Below are 25,897 nucleotides of genomic sequence, written 5' to 3'. Positions count from 1 at the left end.
ATCAATATTTTAGCATTTATTAGTCAGTTAGTAAAATCAATTTCTTTTTAAGAATTATACACCCTTTGCTATAAAAGAATACCCACTAGTATAATTACACTAGTGGGGCTTTAAAAAATCTATTTTTTCCATATTTTATATATTAAAATTACTACACCAAGAATTATAGATACTATAGCAAATGGGTTAATTGTTTTGCTAAATCTCTTTTTAGTTAGTTGATTTTGAGAATTCTTATTTTCTACAGAGTTTTCTTCATTTTCTGGCGTTTTTATATTATAAGTTCTGCTATCCTTGTTTTGTTTAGCACTCTCCTCGGATATTCCTTCCTGCTTTTCATCTACATTATCCATAGCCATTATACTTGGCTTTATAGTAGTTTCTTTCTCTGTATTGTCAAGTGCGTCCTTAGGTTCATCGGATGCAATTTTAAAGTTAGTGTTCTTTTCATTAATATGTTTATCCTCTATTTCACTATATAATCTATCCATATTTTTATTAATTAAAGAGTTATTTATTAAAGATAGGGAAGCCATAAAGATTAATAGACCTGCTACAATACCACTTAATAATTTCTTTTTATTAAAAAATACCATTCTATTTTTAGAGTTTTTCTCATTTTGTAGCTTTATCGTTAATTCACTAGAAAAATTTCTGGGAAGTTCTACCTCTTCAAGCTCATTAATACTTTCAACAATTATTTTTAAGTTTTGCAAGCTAATATTACAATATTCACATTCATTAATGTGATTTTCAAATTCTAATCTTTCTTGCTCTGAAAGCATATTATCTATATAAGCAGACCCATATAAATCAAAGTCTTTGCAGTTCATATTATCACTCCCTTCAATCATCTAACTGTTCTTTAATCAATATTTTCAAATTGCTTCTAGCTCTATTTATTCGAGATTTTACAGTCCCCTCTGAGCAATTTAGTATTTGAGATATTTCTTGGTATGAAAACTGCTCGATATCTCTTAAAACAATAATTCTTCTATGCTCATAGCTTAGCTTATTAATTGCTTCATGAACTAGTTTTTGTACCTCTTTCTTCTCAAATAATTCCTCTGGCGTTTCCTCGTTGCCATACACCTGAAGCTTATAGCTACCTTCTTCCGTTTCATATTCCCTGTCTAAATAAGTTACGTTAGTTTTTCTATTTTTACGAATAAAATCTATACATGCATTATTTACAATAGTGTATAACCAAGTAGAAAAACTACTTTTACCATTAAAGTTTCTAATTCCTCTATATGCCTTTATTAAGGCTTCTTGAGTAACATCATTGGCATCTTCTAAGTTTCCAAGTATACGATAAGCAATATTAAAAGCTTTTTTTTGATGAGCGGCAATTAATTGCTCAAAGCTATCTATATCTCCTGCCTTTGATTGTTCGATTAAGGAGGCCTCCTTTAAACTCAAAGTTTCCACTCCCTTCCCATACTCCTATTAATATTTGACGAATTTTTAAGAATTTTGTTCCTTAAAAAATTCTATTTAATTCTCCATCATAACAATATCAGAAAAAAACTAAATATCCAATAATTATTTTTGCCATGTTATACTGCAATTTTTATCTACTATACTCTTATTACTATTATGTCGGCTACATACTACCCCTTACAAAAAAAATATTGACATGCTCATTTGTCTATGTTAACATTAATTCTATGATGAATATGCCGTGGTGGCGGAACTGGCAGACGCAGCAGACTCAAAATCTGCCGATGGCAACATCGTGGGGGTTCGATTCCCTTCCACGGCACCAAAGATATACACATAAAAGATGTGCTTCTAAATTTGAAGCACATCTTTTTATAATTTGCCTTTGTGAATATATTATCTCGTAATTCCTAGAATTCCATTAATTTTTAATACTTCTAGCTTCAATATAGTGCTGTCTACACTCCCAACTACAAAAATATTGTGTTTCTTCCTCTTCTACAACTTGATAAGCTTTTGCTTTAGGTAAATATAATTCGCATACTTGATCATAAACCATATCAACTGCATCTTCATTTATATTTTCCTCAGAAAATCTTCTAGCGTCCTCTAAATCATTGATGTTTTTCTGATTATACACTTGTTTTCTCATAATTACCCTTCTAAATATACTATTTAAAAAAATCCTTATGGTAAAAAATATTATAAAAAGTCTTACTAAGCCTATAATTCCTTCCATTTTACCATCCTCCTTACTATACAGCTTCTAATGAATCATTCTTCTCAATTAAAGCGTAGTGTTAGAAATTCATATGGAATATGAAATCTTTCGTTGCTAATTAACAATTCTTGTAAATCACCATGAGAATCAATTGATTCCTTAAGCTGATTCATTTCTGTATGAATATTCTCCATTTTCTTATCTAATTGGGATACTGAATTTGCTGCCTCCTTAAGTTCATCAATCAATTTTTCAGGAACATTTTTATTATATTTATAATAAATTTTGTGTTCTAAACTTGCCCAAAAGTCCATAGCGATAGTACGGATTTGAACTTCAACGCAAACGCGTTCCTCTCTGTCAGACATAAAAATAGGGATCTCTAGGATTAAATGTAAACTTTGGTATCCATTAGGTTTAGGATTTTTTATATAATCCTTGCAGTTAATCAGTTTTATATCTTTTTGATTTTGAAGCATTTCACTTAATTTATATATATCGGAAATAAATGAACAAGTGATGCGAATGCCAGCAATATCTTTAATATGTGATCTTATCGAAGGTAAAGAAAGTTCATAGCCTTTCCTATAAATTTTTTTCAAAATACTTTCAGGGGATTTTAATCGAGATTTAACATGTTCAATAGGGTTATAATCATGAATATATTCAAATTCCTGTTTTAAAATATCAATTTTAGTATTCAACTCATCTAGTGCAAATTTATATGACATCATAAACCTAGTTAATTCTATTTTAAATGCGTTTAGTTGTTGTACATCTATAGTTTTTGTAATTTCCATTTTATATTGACTCCTTTTCTTAAATCTTTGAATAAATTTAACCTTATAATTAATTGTTTATTTTCATTTTTTATTTATTCTAAACTGACTATTATTATATCATAAGATATTAATGTGAACTAAATATGAATTATAACAATAAAATAAAAAAATCTGGTTAAAGTGAATTTCCACTTCAACCAGCATATACCTAACTTTTTCTATACTGTAATTATTATAACAAAATAATAGTTTAATTATATTACAACACCTACACTAATATGATTTTATCAGGTACTATTTCTAATACTCTTTTTAATCCTTCTTCAATAACCTCTTCCATTTCTAGTTCAAAATCTTGTCTGTATTTTTGTCTACAATAATTCTCTTCAAAAGTTTCAATTATTCTTATTAGGGTATTCTTAAACATAGATTTATTTTCATTATTTTCCATATTTAAAGTGGTAGAAAAAAAATCTTTAATATCACTATTGTTGACAAAGGTAATTACAATAAAGGTTATAATTGGAACTCTAAAAAAATTTACGTATAATGGATCTATTTCGTATTTTTGGCAGAGAGAGATAAAATCATCATCCAGTTGTGCTAATATATGATCTAAACCATAATCTAGATTTTTATTTAGGAAGTGATACAGATTAACAAAGAATTCTCGCTGTTTCATACCTCTATAGTCATTTAAGTTAATGATCTTGGCCACATTTTTTCCTCCTACAATACTATTTATCAAAAGTATTTGCATATACTCGCTGTTGTATTCAGATAATAAGTAAAACTTACTAATCGAAATTTAATATGAAAGTAGGTGCTTTATGGAAGATAAAATTCGTTATGAAAAATCTAAGAAAGTATCAATTATAGGTATTATAGTTAATATTGGATTGACCATAATAAAGGCAGTTATCGGATTACTTGCAGGTAGTACTGCATTAGTGGCAGATGCATTTCACTCGGCCTCTGATTTATTTAGTACAGTTGTAGTTATGCAAGGCTTAAAAATTGCATACCAGCCTCCAGATGAATCTCATCCCTATGGACATCATAGGGCCGAGTCCATAACATCTAAAATTTTAGCTATTATATTAATGGTTACTGCTATAGGTATTGGATATGAATCATATAAAGTATTAATAAGTCCATCCATAAGTCCGCCTCAATCCTTTGCCATTTATACCGCCTTCTTATCCATTATTGTAAAAGAGGCTATGTATAGACATACATATAAAGTAGGCAAAGAACTTAATAGTCCAGCCTTAATTGCAGATGCATGGCATCATCGTAGTGATGCATTTTCATCTATTGCGGCGGTAATTGGTATTGCTGGGGCATTGTTAGGGTATACAATTATGGACCCTCTTGTTGGTATTATAGTTGCTGTTTTAATTTTAAAAACTGGAATATCTATTTATATTGATGCAATTAGAGTTCTAATGGATACAGCTCCACCAAAGAAAGTATTTGATATAATTGATAAAGCAGCTAGAAAAGCTGAAGAGGTTAAAGATATACAGGACATAAAAATACGACAGTATGGTCCTAAATATTTTGTAGATATAAAAATTTGCGTCGATCCTAATATAACGGTTGAAGCTGGACATGCCATTGCAGGAAAAGCAAAACATTTTATTATTAATTCAGAACTGGATGTTTTAGATGTTTTGGTACATGTGAACCCTTTTCGCTAAACTTATAATCAGTTGAACTTTTTATAAAACAATGGTAGAATTTTCATATAGAAATGTACATGAAGGTGGGAAGTTATGGATTTTAGACAATTAGAGTCATTCGTAGCAATTGCCAAATTTAAAAGTTTTTCTAAGGCTGCTGATTATTTGTATCTCACACAACCAACCATAAGTAGCCATATTTTAAATTTAGAAAAGGAATTAAATACAGTATTGATTAATCGGTCTAGTAAAAAAATTTCATTAACTAAGGCTGGTGAAGTCCTTTATGATTATGCTATTAATATTATTAATTTAAGAGAGAGAGCCAGATTTAAGCTAGGAGAGTTTAAAGGAAAGATTGTCGGGAACGTAGAAATAGCTTCTAGTACAATTCCTGAACAATATATTATTCCCGAGCTTATATGTGAATTCAATAAAATTTATCCAGATGTAACTTTTTCAATGCTTCACTATGATTCAGCTCAAGTTGTAGAAGGAATTATAAACGGTGATATAGATTTTGGCATTGTTGGTGCTAAAATACCTCATAACCAACTAAAATATGTGGAGCTTACAAGTGATGAACTCGTTTTAGTTACACCATATAATGAATCTTATGACAGTGAAGATATCTCTATTACACTACATGATTTACTAAAAGAAAAATTCATTTTAAGAGAACAAGGGTCAGGGACCAGAAACTTACTAGAAGAAACTTTAAGAAGCCAAAACATAGATATAAAGCAATTACAAGTTATTGCATATGTAGAAAATACCGAAGCAATAAAGCAATGCATTAGAAGAGGTTTAGGTATTTCAATATTGTCTAAACGTGCAATTGAAGATGAAATTAAATACAAACTGTTAAACTATATAAAAATTAGAGATATGGAATTAAAGAGAAAATTTTATTTCGTATATCACAGCCAAAGATCACCTTCACCACTTGAAATAGAATTTCAACAATTCGTTTGTAACCACTTTATTAGGAACAACTAAAGACATTATCATAAAAAAGGATGGGGGAACCCATCCTTCTTTTAAAAACAAACTAGTAATCCACCTTGTCCAGAATGGGTACCGATTACAGGACCCATTGTTGTTACTAACACTTTAGCAGGGCTAAAACGCTTAATTATTTCTTCCTTTAATGCTAAAGCATCTTCAATACAATCGCAGTGAGTTATTCCTATAATCCTATCTTTAAAATCCATATTTTTTTCTGCAATTTGTTCTAAAATAAAGTTAGTAGCTCTTTTCTTTCCACGAATAGTCTTTAATATCTTTACATATCCTTCTTCAACATGTACTATTGCCTTTAGATTCAACAGATTTGCAACCATTTCCTTAACCCTATTTACTCTACCACCCTTTACAGCATTTTCTAAGGTTTCTAAATAAACAACAACTCTCATTTCATCCCTGTACTCTTTTAGTTTTTCAATTATTTTTTCCAAGCTTGCTCCTTCTTTTCTCATTTCACAAGCTTTTAATACTTGCATACCTAAACCCATTGATCCACTTAAACTATCAAAAACTTCAATCTTTTTTTCCATCATCTCTCTTACCATTATTGCACCATTCATTGTACCACTTAATTTTGAAGAAAGATGTATACATAATGTTTCGCCAGTTCTTTGAGCAGCTTTCTTAAATGCATCTACATAACTTTGAGGTGATGGCTGAGATGTTTTGGGAAGTCCTTCAGATGTTGCCATTTTTTTATAAAATTCCTCATGTGTTAAATCTATACCGTCCACATAGTTTTCTCCATCTATTTCAATGTTTAAAGGAACAACTATAATATTGTTTTCTTCCAAAATTTCTTTTGGCAGGTCACAAGAACTATCAGTAATTATTTGCATTCAAAAACCTCCTGTTGTTTCATATTACTTATATAATAATATGTATTGCACTATATTGAAAGAAAAATTTAAAAATTAATATAAATAATTTACACTTTCTATTCTAATGTTATATAAAAAACAACAGTCTTTGTTTATCATTATACCCACGCCTATTAAATTATATTAATCTACATAATAACTATATCTTTTTAATATTATGTTTATATGCATAAATAGCAGCCTGTGTACGATCGCTAACATTAATTTTTTTAAATATATTCGACACATGGTTCTTCACAGTTTTTTCACTAATAAATAAGCAATCTCCTATTTCTTTGTTATTAAATCCCTCTGCAAGTAATGTTAAAACCTCATACTCTCTTTTTGTCAAATTTTCTCCATTTATTTCTCTTTTGCCTTTTTCTTCTCTACGATTAAATTCTTTTACTAATTCTGTTGCTAAGGTAGGATAAATATAACTTGAACCTTGAAATACATCTCTTATGGCTTTAATTAAACTTTCGCTTTCTGCATCTTTTAATACATAACCATCAGCACCTAAATTTATAGTTTCAAACAAATATTCTCTGTCTTCGTAGAAAGTAAGCATAATTATTTTAATAGTTTTATCCATATCTTTTAATCTTCGCAGAGTTTGTATTCCATTTAGTTTCGGCATATTAATATCTAACAGAATAATATCAGGCTTAAGTTTTTGTACCTTTAAAATTGCATCTTCTCCATCTCCAGCCAATCCTATTACTTTAATATCCGGCTCTAGTTCAACAATTTGTTTTAACCCTTGTCTTACCAAAGAATGATCATCAACTATTAAGACTTTTATATCATTCATATTTCATCCCCCTAATTTTCATTTGGTATATTAATTATAACTTTTGCACCACAATTTTTTTCGCTTTTCACTTCAAATGTTCCATTAAGTAGTTCGATTCTTTCCTGCATATTTAATAGACCAAAACCTCCCTCATATCTATTACGCCTTTTTAGATCTTTTATATTAAAGCCTATACCATTATCTTCTACTAGAACGTATAGATTCCTTTTTGTCATTTCTAACTTAATTTTAACCATAGTTGCATGAGAATGCTTCTGTACATTATTTAATGCTTCTTGTACTATTCTAAATAGAGCAATATTTTTAATGTTATCCTCTACTTCAACTTGCGATAGTATAACAAAATCAACTTCTATATTAGTATCACTTTGAAAATTATGTATGTACCTTTGAATAGTAGGTATAAATCCAATGTCATCTAGTGCCATTGGATGTAAATTATATATAATTCCTCTAATATCTTTAATACTGTTTCTTAAAACTTTCTTTAATTCCTGTATTTCATTTTTTGCCTTGACAATATCTATATCTATTAACCGTTCACAAACCTCTGTTTTTATTATAGCGTTAGTTAAAGCTTGGGCTGGACCGTCATGAATATCTCTTGCAATTCTTTGGTGTTCTTCTTCTCGTACCTGTATAATTCTTCTTCCTAAAATACTCCTTTGATTCATATCTTCTAGTGTATCGGATATATTTTCTAAATCTCCACTTAGAAAGTCAAAAGCTACACAAACCTTAGATATAAGATTTTCAGATCTTTTTAAAATATTTTGTGCATTCTTTAATCTTAATTCTAGGTCTGTTCTTCTTTTAATTAAATCTTTTTCTTCTTGTCTTTTCAGAATAAGCTTAATTTGTAGCTGATTAGCATTTTCATAAGCCTTTTTGATATTTTCCTCACTATGCTTTGAAAAATTTTTACTTACTGTTAACAATATTTTACGACTTATTTGCTCTTGATGCTCTAATATTTCTACTTCTTTAATTAAAAGTTGAACTTTACTTTGAAAATCGTCTAATTCTTTTTTTAGAGAATTATATTCATTTCTTGCAGCCTCAGATATTTCAAAGATTTCTTTCTTACCTTCTGAAATAGCATCCATTGTTCTTTTTAATACCTTGGTAATTTGATCATTATTTCCACTTCCACCCTGCACTTATTTTAGCACCTCCATCATTATTCTAATAAATTCTACATGCTCCGACAACTTTCCTCTATTTTCCTTACAATAATAAGTATTTTATGAGAATATAGTAATTTATTCCTAAGTTTCTAATGATTAAATAGAAAAAGGATCTTTAAAGATCCTTTTTCTGTTTATTATTCACTTATTTGATAATTACTCAACATCCACCTATCTTTAATGTTCTCCATTTCAACTATGTACTTTATTTCCTCGGTGTATTCATTTTCATATCCTGAGATATCCCATAACATGATACATTCTAATTTTACCCTATTTAAACTATTTTTGACTACATAAATACTTTTAACTGATACGTTTGAAATTCCTTCATATGATGTAGGATTATTTAACATGTGTTCGAACATTTCCATATCTAACTTAAGTAGAGGATCAACAATAAATTCATTTAAATCTTCTTCAATTTCATCAATAGATACATATTGTCCCATTAAAAGCTGATTCCATATCTTGCTTCGTTCTTTAAAAACCCTCTCAACTTGTTGGTGCAATTCTTCCACAAGGGCTTCACTATTATAGGATGCAAAAATAACATTTTGATATGAAATAATAGTAAGAATAAATAAAAAAATAATAGAAACTCTTTTCATAATTTTCCTCCTTTGTTTATAATCATATATTTATATACATAATTATAAACAAAGGATTTTGCAAAATTTAGTTCTTTTTAGTGCAAAATAAAAATTTCGCCCAACATATAGTGTCAATTTAAGATAGTCATCTACAATATATTGGGGATATGTTTTGAATTCTTAAATTGCTTCAATTCTTTTTTTCTCCTCTTCGCTTAAAAGATTTTCTAAATCCAAAATAATAACCATACGATTTTCAATCTTTCCTATTCCACTAATAAATTTATCATCTGATCCCATTATAATATTAGGTGCATCTTCTATCTTCGTATCGTCGATTGTCAATACTTGGGATGCATCATCTACTAAAAGTCCTACCTGCTTATCATTTAATCCAAAAATTATAATTCTAGTATTTGGTGTAATCGAAGCAGAAAGCATATCAAATTTTTCACGTAAATTAATAACCGGTACTACATTCCCACGATAATTAATGATACCTTTAATAAAATTTGGTGAATTTGGAACCTTAGTACATTCCATATATTCACTTATTTCTTTAACATTCATTATATCTACAGCATATTCTTCATTTTCCAACTTGAAAATAACATATTGTCTTTCTGACATTTTTTTACCTCCTAAATCGAACTTTTTCCTCTCTTTCTTTACAAGCTATTATTCTATATTAACATTAATTTTCCTTTTATTTATCAAAGTTTTTTATTTATAGACAAAATAAAAATCATCTTTATCTATTTTTAAAGATTACTTCCCAAAATAAATAAGGATGATTATATAAAAACTTAATCTACTAATTCTATATTTTCTAACTGTTTTGCAAAAGATTTTCTAAAAGAATTTATATATTCTTTACGTAGTTTTTGTTGTTCCTCTTTCTCTAAGGCACTTAATTCTCTTTCTTTTGATATTCTAGCTAGTTCATTAATTCTATTAATTTTTTCTTTAGATACCATTTATAACACTCCTAGAACTTTATTTATTATTAATATATACAATTATTTTTAAATTACTATATATTATACCACGAAAATGTTATAAGTTTAAGTTGATGTTTCTTCACTTGAGAACAATTTTTCTTTATTTGTTTGTGTTTCAATATTTTCTGCAACTTCATAATCCATATCACTTTCTTTAGATAACTGTTCTTCGCTATTATCTGTAGGAGTAGTTTCATCATTCATGCTAGTTACTGCTTTAAATATTTGTACCATGCGCATTAAAGAATCCCGTTGGTCCTTATGAATAAAAGGCTGAATAATTTCTATAATATCCATTTCACTAATTTTTTCTTTATTTTTTAAAGTGCTAATTACATTTATTACCGATGCTAACTTTTTAAACTCGGATACCTTTTCTTTTACCTCATCAGCAAGTATCGGCTCAAAAACCTCAATATATTCATGTATATTTGCCATATGATTTCCATTCTGTGATAAACTATGTATTTCTTTTAATTTTTTTTCTAATGTTCTAATCTTAACATCAAAATCTACTGCTTGATGAACCAACATTTTCTTTTCATCCTCAAGAAATTCACTTAGGTCCATTAACATATTACGTTTTCTATCCTCTAAACTAAATGAAGAATATCTTACTCCTGCCGATGCAATTTGTGGAGGTTCCATTAGCACCTTTACATTTCTAATGATCTGCAATATAGTCTCAGCACTATGAACAATATATTGTTCCTGTGGATCCATATATCCTTTTATTCTATTAAGAAACTTTGTTTTTTTATCTAAATCGACTAAGTTCATTCCCTGAAATCCTAATTTTTTGGTATCACTACGTGACAAAAAAATTAAAAACAGAAAAAAAAGTAACCAATTGGGTTGAATCTGTAACCTTTGTTCTTGTCTATCCATTGTTGGCCTCCTTCCAAATTTGACCTATTATATAGTATATGTATATTCTATTTAAAATGTTTTATTAATCTTTATATTATCTTTTGCTATATAAAATAAGTTATCTTTATAATTTTAGTGGCAAAATATAAACCTCCTGCATATCTATATACGGAAAAGCATTTACAAAGAAAATTATTATTTAGGAGGGAGAATAATGAATTCTAAAAAATTAAATGAACTTTTAAGAGCTTTTAAGGCTGGTGACTATAGTAGGCTCCAGGAAGTAAAAAGTATGGTTTCTGAAGACGACTATCAAAAAGCTGTAGACTTATTTAACCAATATAGCGATAAGCCGGAAGATGAGATTTTAGATGAGTTAGCAAAACTTAAAAAATCAGTACCTAACCACGAAGAAATGATAAACAGAATAAAACCATTTTTAAATCAAGAACAATTATCTAGACTAGATAAGGTTATGGATTATTTAAATAACCAAGATTAGAAATTTAACTTAATTTATTTTATTAAATATCAATAAACTAAAACAAGGGTCCATTTATTAGGTCCCTTGTTTTAGTTTATTAAATTAATCTACCTTCTTTAACGACAATCTTACCATTTTTAATTACTATATCCACATGATTAACTCCAAAATGATAAGGAATATAGTATAAATTAGGTGCATCGAAAATAACTATATCAGCTTTTTTCCCTATTTCAATACTTCCTATTTCATGTTCTCTATTTATTGCTGCAGCAGCATTTATTGTAACTGCACTTATTACTTCTTCAGGAGTCATCTTAAGGTATAAACACCCTAGACTCATAATCAATTGAATATTTTCCGTAGGGCAGCTACCTGGGTTATAATCAGTTGCTAGAGCAACAGACAAGCCATAGTCAATCATTTTGCGTACATTTGCATATTTGCCCATAGCTAAATTAAATGAAGTACCAGGCAATGCCACAGCAACTACATCTTTTTCTGCCATCATTTTTAAGCCTTCTTCACTAGCAGCCATCAAATGATCAGCAGACACAACACCTAACTCTGCTGCTAACTCAGCTCCACCTAAAGATATGATTTCATCAGCATGAATTTTCGATTTCAGTCCTAGTTTTTCTGCAGCCTTAAGTATTTTTCTAGTTTGATCTATTGAAAATACGCCCTCTTCACAAAATACATCACAAAATTCCGCTAATTGTTTTTCTGCTACTATTGGAAGCATTTCATTTATTACTACATCTACAAATTCATCTGGATTGTGTCTATATTCCCCAGGAATAGCATGTGCTCCCATAAATGTAGAAACTAAATCAGAATTACTTTGTTTATTTAATATATCAATAGCCTCTAACTGTTTAATTTCAGTGTCTATCTCTAATCCATATCCACTTTTAACCTCTACAGTAGTTACACCATAGGTCAACATTCTATCTAAACTTTTTTTAGATTGATTAACTAATTCCTCTAAGGTAGAGTTTTGCGTGGCTCTTACAGTACTTAAAATTCCTCCACCCTTCTTCAATATTTCGAGATATGGAACACCTTTTAATTTTAGAGCTAATTCATTTTCTCGTGATCCTCCATGGACTAAATGGGTATGTGGGTCTATCAGTCCTGGTGTGACAGTTTTGCCTTTACCATCAACAATCAAAGTATGTTCTTGTATTTTAAATTCAGATCCTATATCACCACTGCCTACTCCTATTATTGTATTCTCTTTAATAGCTATCCAACCATTTTCAATAAGTCCAATGTTTTGCATTTCTCTTCCCTTTTTAGCCTTTATACCAGACTTTACTGTTATAAGCTGAGATATATCTTTAATAAGCACATCAACAACCATTTTGCACCATCCTTTACTTTACAGTAATATAACTTCACTCTCTACAGCTTCTACTAATTTACCCGTAAAAATTAGACTTGCACATTTATTTATATCTATATACATTATCCTATCTTCCTTTAGCTTTGAAACCTGATTTCTAATTGTATCGTATGCTATTTGAGTTCCCTTACCTAAAGTATAATTTTTATAGAAATCTATTCCTTGTGCAGCTGCCATTAGTTCGATAGCAAGCACATTAGCAGTATTTTTGTAAATCTCCCTAGCCTTCCTTGCAGCTATAGTTCCCATAGATACATGATCTTCTTGATTAGCAGAAGATGGAATTGAATCTACACTAGCTGGATGAGCTAATACTTTGTTTTCCGATACTAATGATGCCGCTGAATATTGTGATATCATAAAACCAGAATTGAGCCCTCCTTTTTCTGTTAAAAAGGCAGGTAAACCACTTAGCTGTGGATTAACTAACCTTTCAATTCTTCTTTCAGACACATTAGCAAGCTCCGCTATAGCTATTCCTAAAAAATCAAAAGACAATGCCATTGGTTGTCCATGGAAGTTACCTCCCGAAATAACCTCATCCTCTTCAGTAAAAATCAGTGGATTATCAGTGGCGGAGTTAATCTCTATAATTATCTTTTCTTCCACATATCTAACAGCATCTTTAGAAGCACCATGGATTTGCGGAATGCAACGCAAAGTATAGGCATCTTGAACTCTTATATCACCTTGCTTTGTAATAAAACTGCTGTTTTCTAACATATTATTTAGATTAACTGAACAATCTATTTGTCCTCTATGTGGTCTTACTTCATGAACTTTCTTATCAAATGCGTTAATAATACCTCTTTGTGCTTCTAATGTAAGAGAGGCTGCTATATCTGATATCTTAAGTAAGTTTTTACAATCATATAGTGTTAGGGCTCCAATAGCAGTCATTACCTGTGTTCCATTAATTAATGCTAAGCCTTCTTTAGATGTTAACTTTACAGGCTCAATTTTTGCATCATTCATGGCATCTTTACTATCCATCAATCTACCTTTGTAAATAGCCTCGCCTTCTCCCATCATAACTAAAACCATATGAGATAATGGCGCTAAATCACCACTGGCACCCAATGATCCTTTTTCTGGAATAATAGGATGAACTCCTTCATTTAACATTCTAACTAATGTATTTAATGTATCTAATCTAATACCAGAATAGCCTTTAGCTAAAGCATTAACTCTTAATAGCATAATAGCTCTTACTATATCCTCTTCAAGAGGATTGCCAATACCACAAGCATGACTAACAATCAAATTTCTTTGTAGGTTTTCAGTTTCATCCTTTGAAATGACTATATCGCTAAATTTACCAAAACCTGTAGTTATCCCATAAACTACCCTCTCTTCTTCTACATATCTATCAACCACTTTTCGATTTTTATTAATTCTTTCAATAGCTTCATCTGATAATTCCACTTTATAAAACTTTCTAGATACTTTAGCTATTTCCTCTAAAGTCAAGCTGTTCCCATCAATAATAATTTTTTCCATTTTATACCTCCTAGTGTTTAATTTATATTCTTATGATTATGTGAATCTTATAATTTAGATATATTCTAACTTATTAAAATATTCTATAAAAATATAACTTTACCTTCTTTTTTCATATATTTAACCTGCTTTAATCTTTAACTATACAAAATAGGAAGGGTTACCCCTTCCTTATAATTTCATTATAATATATCCTATCTACTAGTCTTTAAAAGTGCACCAATTATATTACTTGTAATTTTAACTAAGTTATATGCATTATAGTCAAATTCCTTTTCTTTTATTGAAACCGATAGGTAAATTGCACCACAAACATTTTCATTAACTACAACAGGAATAATAATTACAGATTTCCAATTTGGTGTGTTAGTTAATATATCAAAGCTATTTATACTTTCCCAATCTATAATATATTTACCTTCCATATTTATAATCACACTTTTTACAAGATTTTCATTAAATATAAATGGCGGCACCCAGTCTTCAATAAACCGTCTACGATAATATTTTTTGTGAATTTTATTATCTTCAACAGTAAAAAGTATACCTTCTTCAGCCTCTAATATTTCTATTAATCTTCCTAGAACTGTAAATATCTTTTCTTTTATAGTACTATTTCTACTAATTAATTCAATTATTTCAGTAATAACGAGAACATTTCTTTGATCATGTATAATATTTCCTGTTACAATTCCTGCAAGTTTATCAACTCTTTTACTACCTAAAATAATGTCTTTTTTCCACATAACACTTCTATTTCTACCATTTTCCTTAGCGTTATAAAGAGCTTGATCCGCCCTCTCTATAATTTGGATCTGCTTATTTGCATCACTAGTAAAACTTGCAATTCCACAGCTTATAGTTAGTTGAGCATCACTTCCAAGTAACTTGGAACTTTGAACTTTATTCCTTACTTTTTCTGCTATAGTATAGGCATCAACTTTATTTGCTCCAGGTAATAATATAATGAACTCCTCACCACCATATCTACCTACATAATCTGTGGTACGAATATTACTTCTAATAATTTTCCCTATTTCCGTCAATACAATATCACCTTTTTGATGTCCATAAATATCATTCACATTTTTAAAATGATCGATATCTAACATAATAATCGAAAGTGGCTGATTTATTTCTTTTGCATATTCAATTTCTTCATCAAAAACTTGCTCAAAATATTTTCTCATATATGTTCCTGTCATCTTATCAATAGATGAAAAAATGGTTAAATAATGATTAGTAAGCAATATACCTGCTAAAGGCAAAAGATTTTTACAAAGCTTTAAAGTTTCTTCCGAAAAATTATTAAGAGCTTTATCTGTTTCTAAATATAAATATCCTATAATTTTTTTCTGAAATTTATTATAGTTCTTTCTATTATTTTCTTGTACATTTTCATTATTTCCATTTTCATTTTCTTTATAGATAGGTAAACAAATCAACCCTCTTGTATTGTTTCTAAAGTATTCCCTATTGAAATCTCTAGTAGGATTAAGACTGCTTTTGCTAAAAACTTCTTTGTTAATGCTAGATACATTCTCTAATATACTGTTAATTTTATCTTGAGGTATACTCTGTCCTACTGATGTTATAGTTTTATGGCCTTCTTCCTCTATTATTGCACCTCTAGATGCCAATGTAGTTCTGCATGCTAGCTGTAACAAAAGATCTAAATTTTTAATATTATTATCAGTAAATGAGGCTACCAATTGTTCTATACTTGTAATATTGGTTCCATTAAACTTATCATAATGTTCTAAAGCTAATTTATAAAATTTTCTATTTTTTAAAATATTCTGAAGTTCTACAATATCAAAAAAACCTTCTAAGTTATTATCAGATAGCAACTTAACCTTATACTTTTCATAATTTTCGTCATTAATATTTAGGAAGTCCTTTGATTTGTCACCATTAATCAACTTTTCAATTATAAATAAATTTATTCTTACCAAAAACTTATCATCTTTTAGTAAATATAATCTTTTAAACTCGAAAGGTATTGTATTGAATAGTACATATATAACATCTAGAGCATTCAAGAAACTATTAATTGATCTTAAATATGCTCGAGACTGTAGATATGAACTTCCAAGCTGAGCATACACATTCCATTGTATCTCCTTAAATTGATCTAATTTTTTATTTAAAATTAGGTCTTCTAGAGCAACTATCTGTTGTTTCTTATTTAATAGAAAACTTTCAACATATTTTCTCTTCAAAATAAAATAATCATTATTCACAGTATTAGCTAAATCAATATCTTCCTCTAAAAGACATTTAGCTTCTGAAATCATTAATTTATTTATAAAGTAATTAGCTCCTTCTAATAGAATCATTCTTTTATCCCTTACATAGGGCGTTTCTCTATAGTCGTTAATTAGCTCAATGAGTTCTTTATCTTCGACCAATTCCCCCGAATTGTATTTTGCAAAATAATATAACTTTCGCATGCGTAGTTGTATTAAAAACTCAGCATGAGAAAACTTTTCAAAAAATTCTTTAATTATTTGCAAAGCTTCATTATAGGCTCCCATTGCCATATATAGTTTTGCACAAGCTTCAAGATATGTTTCTAAATATATCGCCTTACGATTAATGTTTCTATTTTTGTAAATTACATCTGCTTTTAGTAAATACATATATGCTTGTTTATATTCGCCTATATTTGTATAGCTTACAATTAGATTGCTATAGACCATTAAGGTTGAAATTTCTTCCCCATATTCAAGCGCAAGTTCAATGCTTTTCTTCAAAACATCTATAGCCTTATAATAATCATGTTCGGTAATATAGGTATCAGCAATGTTATTACTGAAAGTAATGATACCATCAGTTCTACGAAATTGCTTAGAAATTTTTAGCGCCTTTTGAAAATAAACCCTTGCATTATGAGTATCTTGAAAATGATCATGGTATATTACACCAATATTATTAATCGGCCGAGCTGTTTCTTCGCTCTTATTAGCCTTCTCTAAATACTCTACACTCTCCTTAAAAAGTTCTAATGCAATTACTATGTTTTCTTCAAAATACTCAACAATACCTCTTAATCCCATGAACATTCCCATGTAATATAGGTTGTTTTGTACAAAGGCATAATCAAAGTATTGCTCTGAGATGGCTTTCATTTTTTGTAACTCTCTCATTTGCATATATGCTCTACCTAATAAATAAGCTGCTTCCATAGTTCCATTAACATATTTAATTTTATTTGCCTCATCTATAGATTCATTTAGATAAGTTAATGCCGAATCAAATTCATTTCGAATTGAATATAGCAGTCCAATCTTAATTTTTGCATCTATAGATTTCTTAGGTATATTTTGCAAGTTAGCCAACTTTATAGCATAATCAAAATAATAAATTGCATCATTATTTTTAGATAAATTTTGACTAACATCTCCAAGATGTATTAAAACAGTTAATTTCCTTCTATCTGTATCATCCTCCAATAATTCATAAGCCCGTTTAAAGAAAGTATATGCCTGTTCATAAATAAAAAACTTTAGCATTCCAATTCCTGATTCTATACAATAGTTGATAGACTTATCTTTTTGATCCGATTGTATTAAGTGATATATCAACTCCTCCTTATTCTCTCTACCTTCTTTTATATATAGCTCCTCTAGTATATTGCTTGCTTTAATATGTAGAAGTATTCTTCTATCTTCATCTATATTATTATATATATTTTTTTTAAAATCCTTGTTATGAAATCCATAGGTATATCCCCAATCGTCAAGCTTTTCATTTAAAATCTTTAGCTGAGTTAAGTTTGAAAAATAATCATCGTAATCATTTTTTATAGTTTCTAGCATATCACTAATAATATCCTTTGAAATCGAGGTGTTAAATAATGAAACTACATCTAAAATCTCCCTTGCTATATTATCTAAAGATTGTAGTTGCTTCAAAATTGATTCATCAATATTTTGAGAAAGTATAATTTTATTATAATCATCTACACTTATGATTGGGGCAAACCCCTTATAATTGGTGCTATAATTAACTTCCAATAATTTCTGTGAGTATAGTTCTTTTATTATTTCTTCAATATGACTTGGTGTTCCTTCTGTATCTCTCATAATGCGACTTGCAAAATTTAGAGGTTCTTTATGCCATCCTAAAATATGCTTAACCAGCTTAGCAGTCTCTTCTATAGTTAACCTGCTTAGCTTTATGCTTAAAGCATTATCTATGGACCACTTATTTATATAATCTTTATTTTTATCACAATAAAAATGTCCATCCATATAACCTAATATTAGTAATAAAGGAGCCTTCTTAATCTTATTTAAATTAAGTAAATAATCTACGAACTCTATCATAGACCTGTCAGCCAAGTGAAAGTCATCGATTAAAATAACACAAGGATGAATTAAGGATACGTCAAACATAAAGTTGGCTACGCGGTTATAAAGCCTTAGTACTTCCTGATTATTCGGCAAAACTTGAGACGGTATAATATCTCTATTACTACCTAGTTCTGGAACTAACTTTATTAGTTCTCTTCCATACTTTGTAATATATAATTCAGATGATATTTTAATAAATTGTTTAAGAACACTACCTATTATTTCTCTAAACCCTTCTGCTTGTTGGTTAATAGTAACACGAAAAGATTTATATTTCTTCCACTTAATTAAGTGGCTGACTTCGTTTATTAATCTTGTTTTTCCAATACCCTTATCACCATTTATAAGCACTATGTTTTTATTAAACTTTCTTATTCGATCTTCTCTTATTTCACAAACATCAAGTATTTTCCTCAGTTCTTGATCTCTCCCAATAAGCGAAGTTTTAAAATTAATCTTATCTACATCCTTAAGGTTTTCAATGACTTTGTTAAGACCATAAATATTTCTAATAGTATCATTGCATTCATGTATTGTCATATATCTCATATCAATATCATTACTTGTCATTTTTTGAATCATATTAAATAGCTTGACTTTTGAGCTACCATCTTTAAGATAGTCTTCATTTCGTGAAGTTACACGACTATTATCTAATAAAGTTAATGTAAGTAAATAGTAAAGCAAGGACCCTAAAGAATATATGTCAGTATAAACGCCTAATTCCATACCACATACAAGCTCTGGTGCGAAAAAACTACATGTCAAAGTATGAAAATATGTTTTCATTATTTCCATTCTATGTATACTAACTATATCCAATAGCTTTACAGTAAACTTATTCTCTTTTTTAATTAGTTTAACAGTCTCTACACCTATATACTTATATACTATTCCATGATAATAAAGAAAATCTAGTGCACGGGAAATTTGCTTATATATATCCAGCAAATCATATTCTTCAAGTGGTTTGTCTATATCTGTTAAATTAATTGAATCTACATACTCTGTAGTATAAAAGAAGATAGTCTCTTCAATAGGCTTATCGTCCATTATTTCAACAATTCCATAACTATATATACTCATGATGCTTTCCTGGTTGTATGATGAAACTTCATAAAAGTTACTATTGCAATATTCAATAAAAGGTCTTGTAATTTGAGTATCACTTATCAAATGTAACAAAACCTTTTCCCCCTTTTTTATTAAATCCAATGCTATGTATTGACTATAATAATGCTCTTGCTCTAGAGATTTTAAAATTTTATAACGACTATTTATTAACTCCATAGCACCACTTCCCCGATAATTTTCTATCTTTTATTAACATCTTCTACCGTCTTCTCATAAACCTTAGATATACCTTCTAATATAAACCCTCGCTGCTGTTCGCTTACTTCTTTAAGAACGTCAGCTAAGTAGTTTCTTCTAGCATGTAGAACTTCATTAATAAGTTCATGTCCCTTTTCTAATACTTGAACTCTCACTACTCTTCTGTCTTTTTCATCACGTACTCTCTTTACCAATTGATTTTTTTCCATTCTATCCACTAGATCCGTTATTGTACTACATGCTAAAAACATTTTGCTACTTAATTCTCCTATAGTTATGTCTTCATTATTTATCAAATATTGTAAAGCCTCAAATTGTGGAGGTGTAATAGAAAAATCCGTTAAAATTTCCCGACCCTTTTGCTTAATAATTGTGCACAGGTACCTTAGTTCTTTCTCTATTTCTGTAATGTTATCATCATACCTAATTTCTTGCATATCCTACCTCCTGATTGAAAATATTACACTTATTTTATCATATTTATAAACTTTTTTTAACAAATTCAAATTAATTATAATATTTTTTTGTTTATGGAATAAATAATTCAATGGCTTCTTTTTTTATTTCAAAATTCATAGGAAGCTTTCCACCCTGCTCTCCGTCCAAATCAACATATATATCTTCATCACATTCGACACTTAATCCATCTACCTGTATATACTCCAAATTAGGATGATTAGTATGGTTACCTATTAAAACTTTAACAAAAATACTTGCAACATCAATAAATTCACTTTTTTCAACAATTAATAAATCAAATTTACCATCATTAATGCTGGCCTCTGGAGCAATATATCTAAATCCACCTACGGAAGCACTATTTGCTAGAAGAAAAAATAATACTTCCCTATCTTCTTCCACTTCTCCAATGCGCGTCCGTATTTTTATAGGCTTAAACATTTGTTTTGGTAGTTCTTTAATACCCTCTAAATAATATGCGAACTTACCCAAAACAGTTTTTGATTCTGAGGAAACCTTATAAGCTACATCTGTCAGTAATCCTGCTGCGGCAACATTTAAGAAGTATCTATCTCCTCCTAATCCAACATCAACTTTAATAGTATTTCCCCTAATTATTAATTGAGCAAACTCGTCCATCATACGTGGAATTTTTAAATAGTTAGCAAAATCATTTACAGTACCTGCAGGATAAACTGCCAATTTAGGTCTATAGGTATTATCCATAATACCATTTACAACCTCATTAACAGTACCATCTCCTCCTATTGCTATAATTATATTATATTTATCTTTACAAGCATTAGAAGCCGCATGCATAGCATCTAACTGCTTCTCTGTTGGAAAAATATCTACATGATAGTTATTTTTATTTAAAAATTCAACTAGGTTAGGTATATTCTTCTGTACTATTTGCCTTCCTGAGTTTGGATTATAGATTATTTTTACTTTTTTCATAATGGTGCCCCTTTCAAGGATATCTTTATAACAAAGACTTCTAATAAATTTTTTTAATTAAAGAAGGCTTTGCCGAAATGTATTTTACAGAAAGTATATATTAATACAATTTATAATTTCCCACATATTATAAAATAGGTCTATATTTTTCTTCATTTAATCCACTTCTATTTATATCGTTTATTAGTTCTTTGATAATATTACTTATTATTATTATTCCCTTTTCTATTTCATAATTGTTAACAGAAGCAATGCTTAATCTGAAGTGATTGTTATCGTTTTGATGAATAAAGAATAAGTTTCCAGGAGCTAAAGCAACATTTTTTCTAATAGCCTTCTCATATAATTCCCTTGAAGAAATTTCCATAGGTAACTTAAACCAAAAGTTAACTCCGCCCTTTGGATGTATATACTCAACTTGTGATGGCATATACTTTTCAATGCTTCTTAACATCGTATCAAAACCACTCTTATACTTTTTTTCCATATACTTAATATGCTCTTTCCAAGTTCCTCTCGTAAAGTAAAGTTCTAAAGCCCTCTGTAGAAGACCAGATGTAGAAATATCAGAGGAATGTTTTGCAAAAAGTAAATGATCATAAAATATAGATGGAGCTATTAAAAACCCTAGCCTTAACCCTGGCATAAATATTTTCGAAAAACTCTTTACATAAATAACCAAATCATTATTAGTGTCTAAGCTTTTTAAAGTAGTATTATCCCATGAATAAAAGTTTAAATCGCTTAAATAGTCGTCTTCCACAATATACATATTATATTGTTTACATAAATTAATAATTTTCTCTTTTTTACTTCTACTATAGGATATTCCCGTTGGATTTTGAAAATTAGGCATTAAATATAAAAATCTAGGCCTAAAAATTCGTATTTTTCTTTCTAAATCATCAATATCGATACCATCATCTATAAGATTAACATCGATAATTTTAGCTCCTCTCGATTTAAAAGAAGCTATTGCCCCAGTATATGAAGGATTTTCAACAATAACCGTATCTCCATAATTTAATAATGCCTTTGCAATAATATCTATACCCTGTTGGGCTCCCGAAATAATTTGTAAACTATTTATATCTGCAAATATATTGTATTCTCTTACATATTTTATCAATGCTTCTCTTAAAGGTAAATATCCTTGACTTTCTTGATAGTCAAAGGCATGTCCCTTATCTCTATCCAAAACTTCATTTAAAACCTCTTTAAAATCATCTACAGGAAACAGTTCCGCCATAGGAGTAGCACTAGCAAAATTAATCATATTATTTTTAATTTGAATTTGCCCCTGCTCTATAAGAGAAAGAGACCCTAAGCCCTCAATTATTTTTTGATCTTCTACTTCCTCAGAGATATAAGTCAGAAAATCTGGTGAAATATAAGTACCGCTTCCCATTTTCTTATATACTAAACCCTCTTGTTCTAAAATATGATAAGCATTTACCACAGTAACATTGTTAACGTCCAATTTTTGCGCTAATTTACGTATAGGTGGTAACTTTTCATCCTTACTAAGTCTTTCTTCCATAATAAGCTTCTTTATTGCTTTGTAGAGCTGAATATATAAATGTTCTCCCTTATCTTTGTAAAGCTTAATATTTTCAAAATGTTTCATCTATCATCAACATCCTTCAAGTCTTATATAGTTACATTATATCAGTTTCTCCTATTATTGCCAGTATCCTACTTCTTTAAAAGTTTTCATAAATTAGAATTTTTTACTTTGCTATACAATAAAATAAGGCACGTAACCCGTGCCTACTTTTAGTCTCTTCTATATTTATCCGCTAATCTTTGTAGTTCCCTAGCCTGTGTACCACTTTCTTCAGCAAAGTTTTTAAATAAAGATGCCACTTCCTTGTCCTCAGTCTGCTTTGAAAGCATTTCAAAATCTCTAACCATTTCTTGTGCATCTAATAGCTTTTTCGTAATCATATCCTTTGTAGTTAAATTCATATATAACACCTCCTTCTGTTATTATTTTGCTAGTTTATACTTAAATTATGTATTTAAACCATACTTTTATCTTGTTCACATGTATTGAATAATGTAATAGTATCTAAATCATTATTCTCAGTCTTAATATTTTTAATTGTATCTATATATTTTAATAATAATCTATCTAACTTATCTTCTATTAAAATTTCGTCTAAACTTGGGGTTTCAAAAAATCTCTTAGGAAAAACTAACTCCTCTAATTTGAACCCCATTTTTTCTTTTAACTTGATTTTCTCCACAAATGTAAAACGTCCTAATTTTTTCAAATCCGACTCTTTACAGTTATATCCAATACTTTCTAATGCTCTAACAACAGTTGGATAACTATATACCTTTCTAGCAAATAGACAAATAACTAAACTATTTAATAAATTACGATCAATTTCCTCTTCAATTAGCTTTTCAATAACTTCATCATAATCAAAACTGTCCATCTCCTGATCTATAGAGTATCCTGCGTTATCTAAGTGAGAATGCCTTGCACCAACAGCCTGTCCTAAAATATTTGCATATCCTGTATGGTAGCCAGCCACCTCAGTTTTACCTAATACCATAGCAAAATCCATTCCACCATATTTTTTAGCAACATGATAAGTTCCTTTTTTGGCTAATTCATAAAAACTATTGGATCCCTTAATTAAGTGACCTAGAATATTAATATAGGTATCAACTTGTCCAAAAGAAGGCTCTAATAGCGTATCCTGCTTAGAAATAATTCCTTTTTCAAAGGCTTCAGTTATCCATCCTAAAAGCACTCCCGTAGATATAGCATCAATTCCAAAATGTTCTACAGTTTCAATCAGTTTCAGTACTCCATCATGGTTAGAAACGCCCAACATAGAACCTAGAGCATATATTAGTTCATGATCGTAAGATATTGTTTTAAACTCATATTCTAAAGGATCACCAAATTGCTTTCTAAGTGCTGCAATGTGGATGCATCCGATAGGACAACCACTACATGCAACTTTTTTTACTAATCTTTCTTCAGCAAACTTCTCTCCAGAAATATTTTCTGCATGTTCAAAATAGCTTTTTTGAAAATTATAGGAAGGTAAGGCCATCATATCGTTTAATGCATTCACATTAATAGATGTACCTATTCCATGGTATTTTTCCATAATATCTGTTTCTGTTATTTCTTTAAATATTTCTTTATATACATTCCTATATTCTTTCGCTTCTAATATAGGCTGATGATGATTTCCTTCAATCACAATTGCTTTTAAATTTTTACTTCCCATTAAGCATCCTAAACCCAAACGGCCAAAATGTCTAAAAGTATCTACAGTAACAGATGCAAAACTTACCCCATTTTCTCCACCAGGCCCTATGGCAGCCATTGATCTCAATCCATTTTTTCCTTTTTTTTCATGGAGAAGTCTTGTGGTTTCATCAATATCCAATCCCCATAGCGGCTGAGCATCAGCAATACTAACCATATTGCCATTAATATGTATATAAGCAGGCAACTCTGACTTTCCAATAATAACAAGCCCATCTATATTCGCCATTCTCATAGATAGTGCCATTCTCATTCCAGCATAGCTCTCCCCTAACTCCCCTGTTAGAGGAGATTTAAACATTGCACAAACCTTAGTTACAACAGGGAAGATGGTATTTAAAGGTCCTCGTGTAAAAATAATTGGCTGATTTTCATCTAGTGGATCTTCTTGAAATCGACAATACTCCTTTAATAGTTGGGTGGCTAAAGAAACTCCCCCTATGAATTTAAATAAATCATGACGCTGATCTACTTTAACTTCTCTACTCCTTAGATTAATTATTAATATGTTTAAAGCTCTATTCCTCATATTAATACCTCCATCTCGATAACACTATGAGGACACATTTCTGTACAAAGCCCACATTGAATACAAACAATAGGTCTTTTTTCTTCCTTATCATATCTAATAGCGCCTATAGCACATCCACCAATACATTTACCACATCCTGTACATATATCTTTCTTAAATACTACTCCTCCGCCTATTCGTTTATTAAGTGCATCTTCAGGGCACATTTTTACACAGTTTGGATCATGGCACCCCCTACAGCTATTAACTACTACACGGCCTTGGTATCCTCCACTAGTTTTTATTAGAATGGCGCTTTTATCCAATGAAAAATTTTTATGTACCCCTGTAGCACAAGCTATCATACAGGAATAACACCCAATGCATTGTCCTGGATTTTTAACTGACAGAACTCTATTTTTTTTACTATTATTTCTTGCTTCCATATAAACACCTCATTAACACTAAAATCAATCTTTGTTTATTGTTGCCTAAAGTATTTTGGTTATACTAAAATAATTAAGAATAAGATTTCATTATATTAAAGGAATTTTTTGAATTTTATAGAATAAAACGTTTAGTGTGGCAAAATATCTTGAGAGGTGAAA

Annotated in this window: 24 protein-coding genes and 1 tRNA gene; 4 read left to right on the top strand and 21 right to left on the bottom strand. The window is 29.5% G+C overall.

Annotated features, from left to right (window positions below):
* Positions 1-119 precede the first annotated feature (119 nt).
* Positions 120-833, bottom strand: coding sequence for an anti-sigma factor family protein (locus tag KQI88_RS04305; protein WP_216415096.1), 714 nt, complete (start codon positions 831-833; stop codon positions 120-122).
* A gap of 13 nt (positions 834-846) precedes the next feature.
* Positions 847-1,431: an RNA polymerase sigma factor gene (locus tag KQI88_RS04300; RefSeq protein ID WP_334300592.1), complete on the bottom strand. Its 585-nt coding sequence runs from the start codon at positions 1,429-1,431 to the stop codon at positions 847-849.
* Positions 1,432-1,681: 250 nt separating this feature from the next.
* Here KQI88_RS04300 and KQI88_RS04295 point away from each other — a divergent pair.
* Positions 1,682-1,768: transfer RNA gene (locus KQI88_RS04295), tRNA-Leu, on the top strand.
* 96 nt (positions 1,769-1,864) lie between these two features.
* Here the strand turns inward: KQI88_RS04295 and KQI88_RS04290 are convergent.
* From KQI88_RS04290 to KQI88_RS04280, 3 genes are all read right to left on the bottom strand, one after another.
* Positions 1,865-2,182 carry a hypothetical protein gene (locus KQI88_RS04290; RefSeq protein ID WP_216415094.1) on the bottom strand — a complete coding sequence of 106 codons (318 nt, stop codon included), beginning with the start codon at positions 2,180-2,182 and terminating at the stop codon, positions 1,865-1,867.
* Positions 2,183-2,226: 44 nt separating this feature from the next.
* Entirely contained in the window at positions 2,227-2,964 is a 738-nt protein-coding gene (locus KQI88_RS04285) for a GTP pyrophosphokinase (RefSeq protein WP_216415093.1), read from the bottom strand.
* Positions 2,965-3,214: 250 nt separating this feature from the next.
* Positions 3,215-3,664 (bottom strand): hypothetical protein, encoded by a 450-nt coding sequence (locus KQI88_RS04280; RefSeq protein ID WP_216415092.1) that lies wholly within the window; start codon positions 3,662-3,664, stop codon positions 3,215-3,217.
* A gap of 112 nt (positions 3,665-3,776) precedes the next feature.
* On the opposite strand from KQI88_RS04280, the gene KQI88_RS04275 reads away from it, so the two are divergent.
* Positions 3,777-4,649 carry a cation diffusion facilitator family transporter gene (locus KQI88_RS04275; protein ID WP_216415091.1) on the top strand — a complete coding sequence of 291 codons (873 nt, stop codon included), beginning with the start codon at positions 3,777-3,779 and terminating at the stop codon, positions 4,647-4,649.
* Between the two features lie 75 nt (positions 4,650-4,724).
* Positions 4,725-5,630, top strand: coding sequence for a selenium metabolism-associated LysR family transcriptional regulator (locus KQI88_RS04270; protein WP_216415090.1), 906 nt, complete (start codon positions 4,725-4,727; stop codon positions 5,628-5,630).
* Positions 5,631-5,671: 41 nt separating this feature from the next.
* On the opposite strand, the gene KQI88_RS04265 is transcribed toward KQI88_RS04270, so the two are convergent.
* From KQI88_RS04265 to KQI88_RS04235, 7 genes are all read right to left on the bottom strand, one after another.
* On the bottom strand, positions 5,672-6,496 hold the full coding sequence (locus KQI88_RS04265; RefSeq protein ID WP_216415089.1) for a DegV family protein: 825 nt from the start codon (positions 6,494-6,496) through the stop codon (positions 5,672-5,674).
* A gap of 181 nt (positions 6,497-6,677) precedes the next feature.
* Positions 6,678-7,331, bottom strand: coding sequence for a response regulator (locus KQI88_RS04260; RefSeq protein WP_216415088.1), 654 nt, complete (start codon positions 7,329-7,331; stop codon positions 6,678-6,680).
* Between the two features lie 11 nt (positions 7,332-7,342).
* Positions 7,343-8,494: a sensor histidine kinase gene (locus KQI88_RS18415; RefSeq protein ID WP_330656057.1), complete on the bottom strand. Its 1,152-nt coding sequence runs from the start codon at positions 8,492-8,494 to the stop codon at positions 7,343-7,345.
* A 164-nt stretch (positions 8,495-8,658) separates the two neighbouring features.
* Positions 8,659-9,132 carry a hypothetical protein gene (locus KQI88_RS04250; RefSeq protein WP_216415087.1) on the bottom strand — a complete coding sequence of 158 codons (474 nt, stop codon included), beginning with the start codon at positions 9,130-9,132 and terminating at the stop codon, positions 8,659-8,661.
* A 162-nt stretch (positions 9,133-9,294) separates the two neighbouring features.
* Positions 9,295-9,744, bottom strand: a complete 450-nt coding sequence (locus tag KQI88_RS04245) for a chemotaxis protein CheW (protein ID WP_216415086.1) — start codon at positions 9,742-9,744, stop codon at positions 9,295-9,297.
* Between the two features lie 176 nt (positions 9,745-9,920).
* Complete coding sequence (locus KQI88_RS04240) at positions 9,921-10,091, bottom strand: DUF896 domain-containing protein (protein WP_216415085.1); 171 nt, start codon at positions 10,089-10,091, stop codon at positions 9,921-9,923.
* Between the two features lie 87 nt (positions 10,092-10,178).
* Complete coding sequence (locus tag KQI88_RS04235; protein WP_216415084.1) at positions 10,179-11,003, bottom strand: hypothetical protein; 825 nt, start codon at positions 11,001-11,003, stop codon at positions 10,179-10,181.
* A 196-nt stretch (positions 11,004-11,199) separates the two neighbouring features.
* On the opposite strand from KQI88_RS04235, the gene KQI88_RS04230 reads away from it, so the two are divergent.
* Positions 11,200-11,487, top strand: coding sequence for a hypothetical protein (locus KQI88_RS04230; protein ID WP_216415083.1), 288 nt, complete (start codon positions 11,200-11,202; stop codon positions 11,485-11,487).
* A 79-nt stretch (positions 11,488-11,566) separates the two neighbouring features.
* Here the strand turns inward: KQI88_RS04230 and hutI are convergent, their stop codons facing one another.
* The 9 genes from hutI to KQI88_RS04185 form a co-directional block, all read right to left on the bottom strand.
* Entirely contained in the window at positions 11,567-12,835 is a 1,269-nt protein-coding gene (gene hutI / locus KQI88_RS04225) for an imidazolonepropionase (protein WP_216415082.1), read from the bottom strand.
* 18 nt (positions 12,836-12,853) lie between these two features.
* A complete protein-coding gene (hutH, locus tag KQI88_RS04220) occupies positions 12,854-14,377 on the bottom strand; it encodes a histidine ammonia-lyase (RefSeq protein ID WP_216415081.1) in 1,524 nt (507 codons plus the stop codon).
* A 194-nt stretch (positions 14,378-14,571) separates the two neighbouring features.
* Positions 14,572-20,025: a diguanylate cyclase gene (locus KQI88_RS04215; protein ID WP_216415080.1), complete on the bottom strand. Its 5,454-nt coding sequence runs from the start codon at positions 20,023-20,025 to the stop codon at positions 14,572-14,574.
* 23 nt (positions 20,026-20,048) lie between these two features.
* The gene (locus KQI88_RS04210) at positions 20,049-20,504 is read right to left on the bottom strand and encodes a MarR family winged helix-turn-helix transcriptional regulator (protein WP_216415079.1); all 456 of its coding nucleotides are present in this window, start codon (positions 20,502-20,504) and stop codon (positions 20,049-20,051) included.
* A 91-nt stretch (positions 20,505-20,595) separates the two neighbouring features.
* Positions 20,596-21,483 carry a YegS/Rv2252/BmrU family lipid kinase gene (locus KQI88_RS04205; protein ID WP_216415078.1) on the bottom strand — a complete coding sequence of 296 codons (888 nt, stop codon included), beginning with the start codon at positions 21,481-21,483 and terminating at the stop codon, positions 20,596-20,598.
* A 127-nt stretch (positions 21,484-21,610) separates the two neighbouring features.
* On the bottom strand, positions 21,611-23,110 hold the full coding sequence (gene pdxR, locus KQI88_RS04200; RefSeq protein ID WP_216415077.1) for a MocR-like pyridoxine biosynthesis transcription factor PdxR: 1,500 nt from the start codon (positions 23,108-23,110) through the stop codon (positions 21,611-21,613).
* 149 nt (positions 23,111-23,259) lie between these two features.
* Complete coding sequence (locus tag KQI88_RS04195; protein WP_216415076.1) at positions 23,260-23,451, bottom strand: hypothetical protein; 192 nt, start codon at positions 23,449-23,451, stop codon at positions 23,260-23,262.
* Positions 23,452-23,504: 53 nt separating this feature from the next.
* A complete protein-coding gene (locus tag KQI88_RS04190; protein WP_216415075.1) occupies positions 23,505-25,307 on the bottom strand; it encodes an aldehyde ferredoxin oxidoreductase N-terminal domain-containing protein in 1,803 nt (600 codons plus the stop codon).
* Complete coding sequence (locus KQI88_RS04185; RefSeq protein ID WP_216415074.1) at positions 25,304-25,735, bottom strand: 4Fe-4S dicluster domain-containing protein; 432 nt, start codon at positions 25,733-25,735, stop codon at positions 25,304-25,306. Before KQI88_RS04185 ends, KQI88_RS04190 begins: the two co-directional genes overlap by 4 nt.
* Positions 25,736-25,897 lie beyond the last annotated feature (162 nt).

Origin of the sequence: Alkaliphilus flagellatus, assembly GCF_018919215.1 — a bacterium.
GTDB classification, from domain to species: Bacteria; Bacillota; Clostridia; order Peptostreptococcales; family Natronincolaceae; genus Alkaliphilus_B; species Alkaliphilus_B flagellatus.
This window is presented reverse-complemented; position numbering and strand designations above follow the sequence as displayed.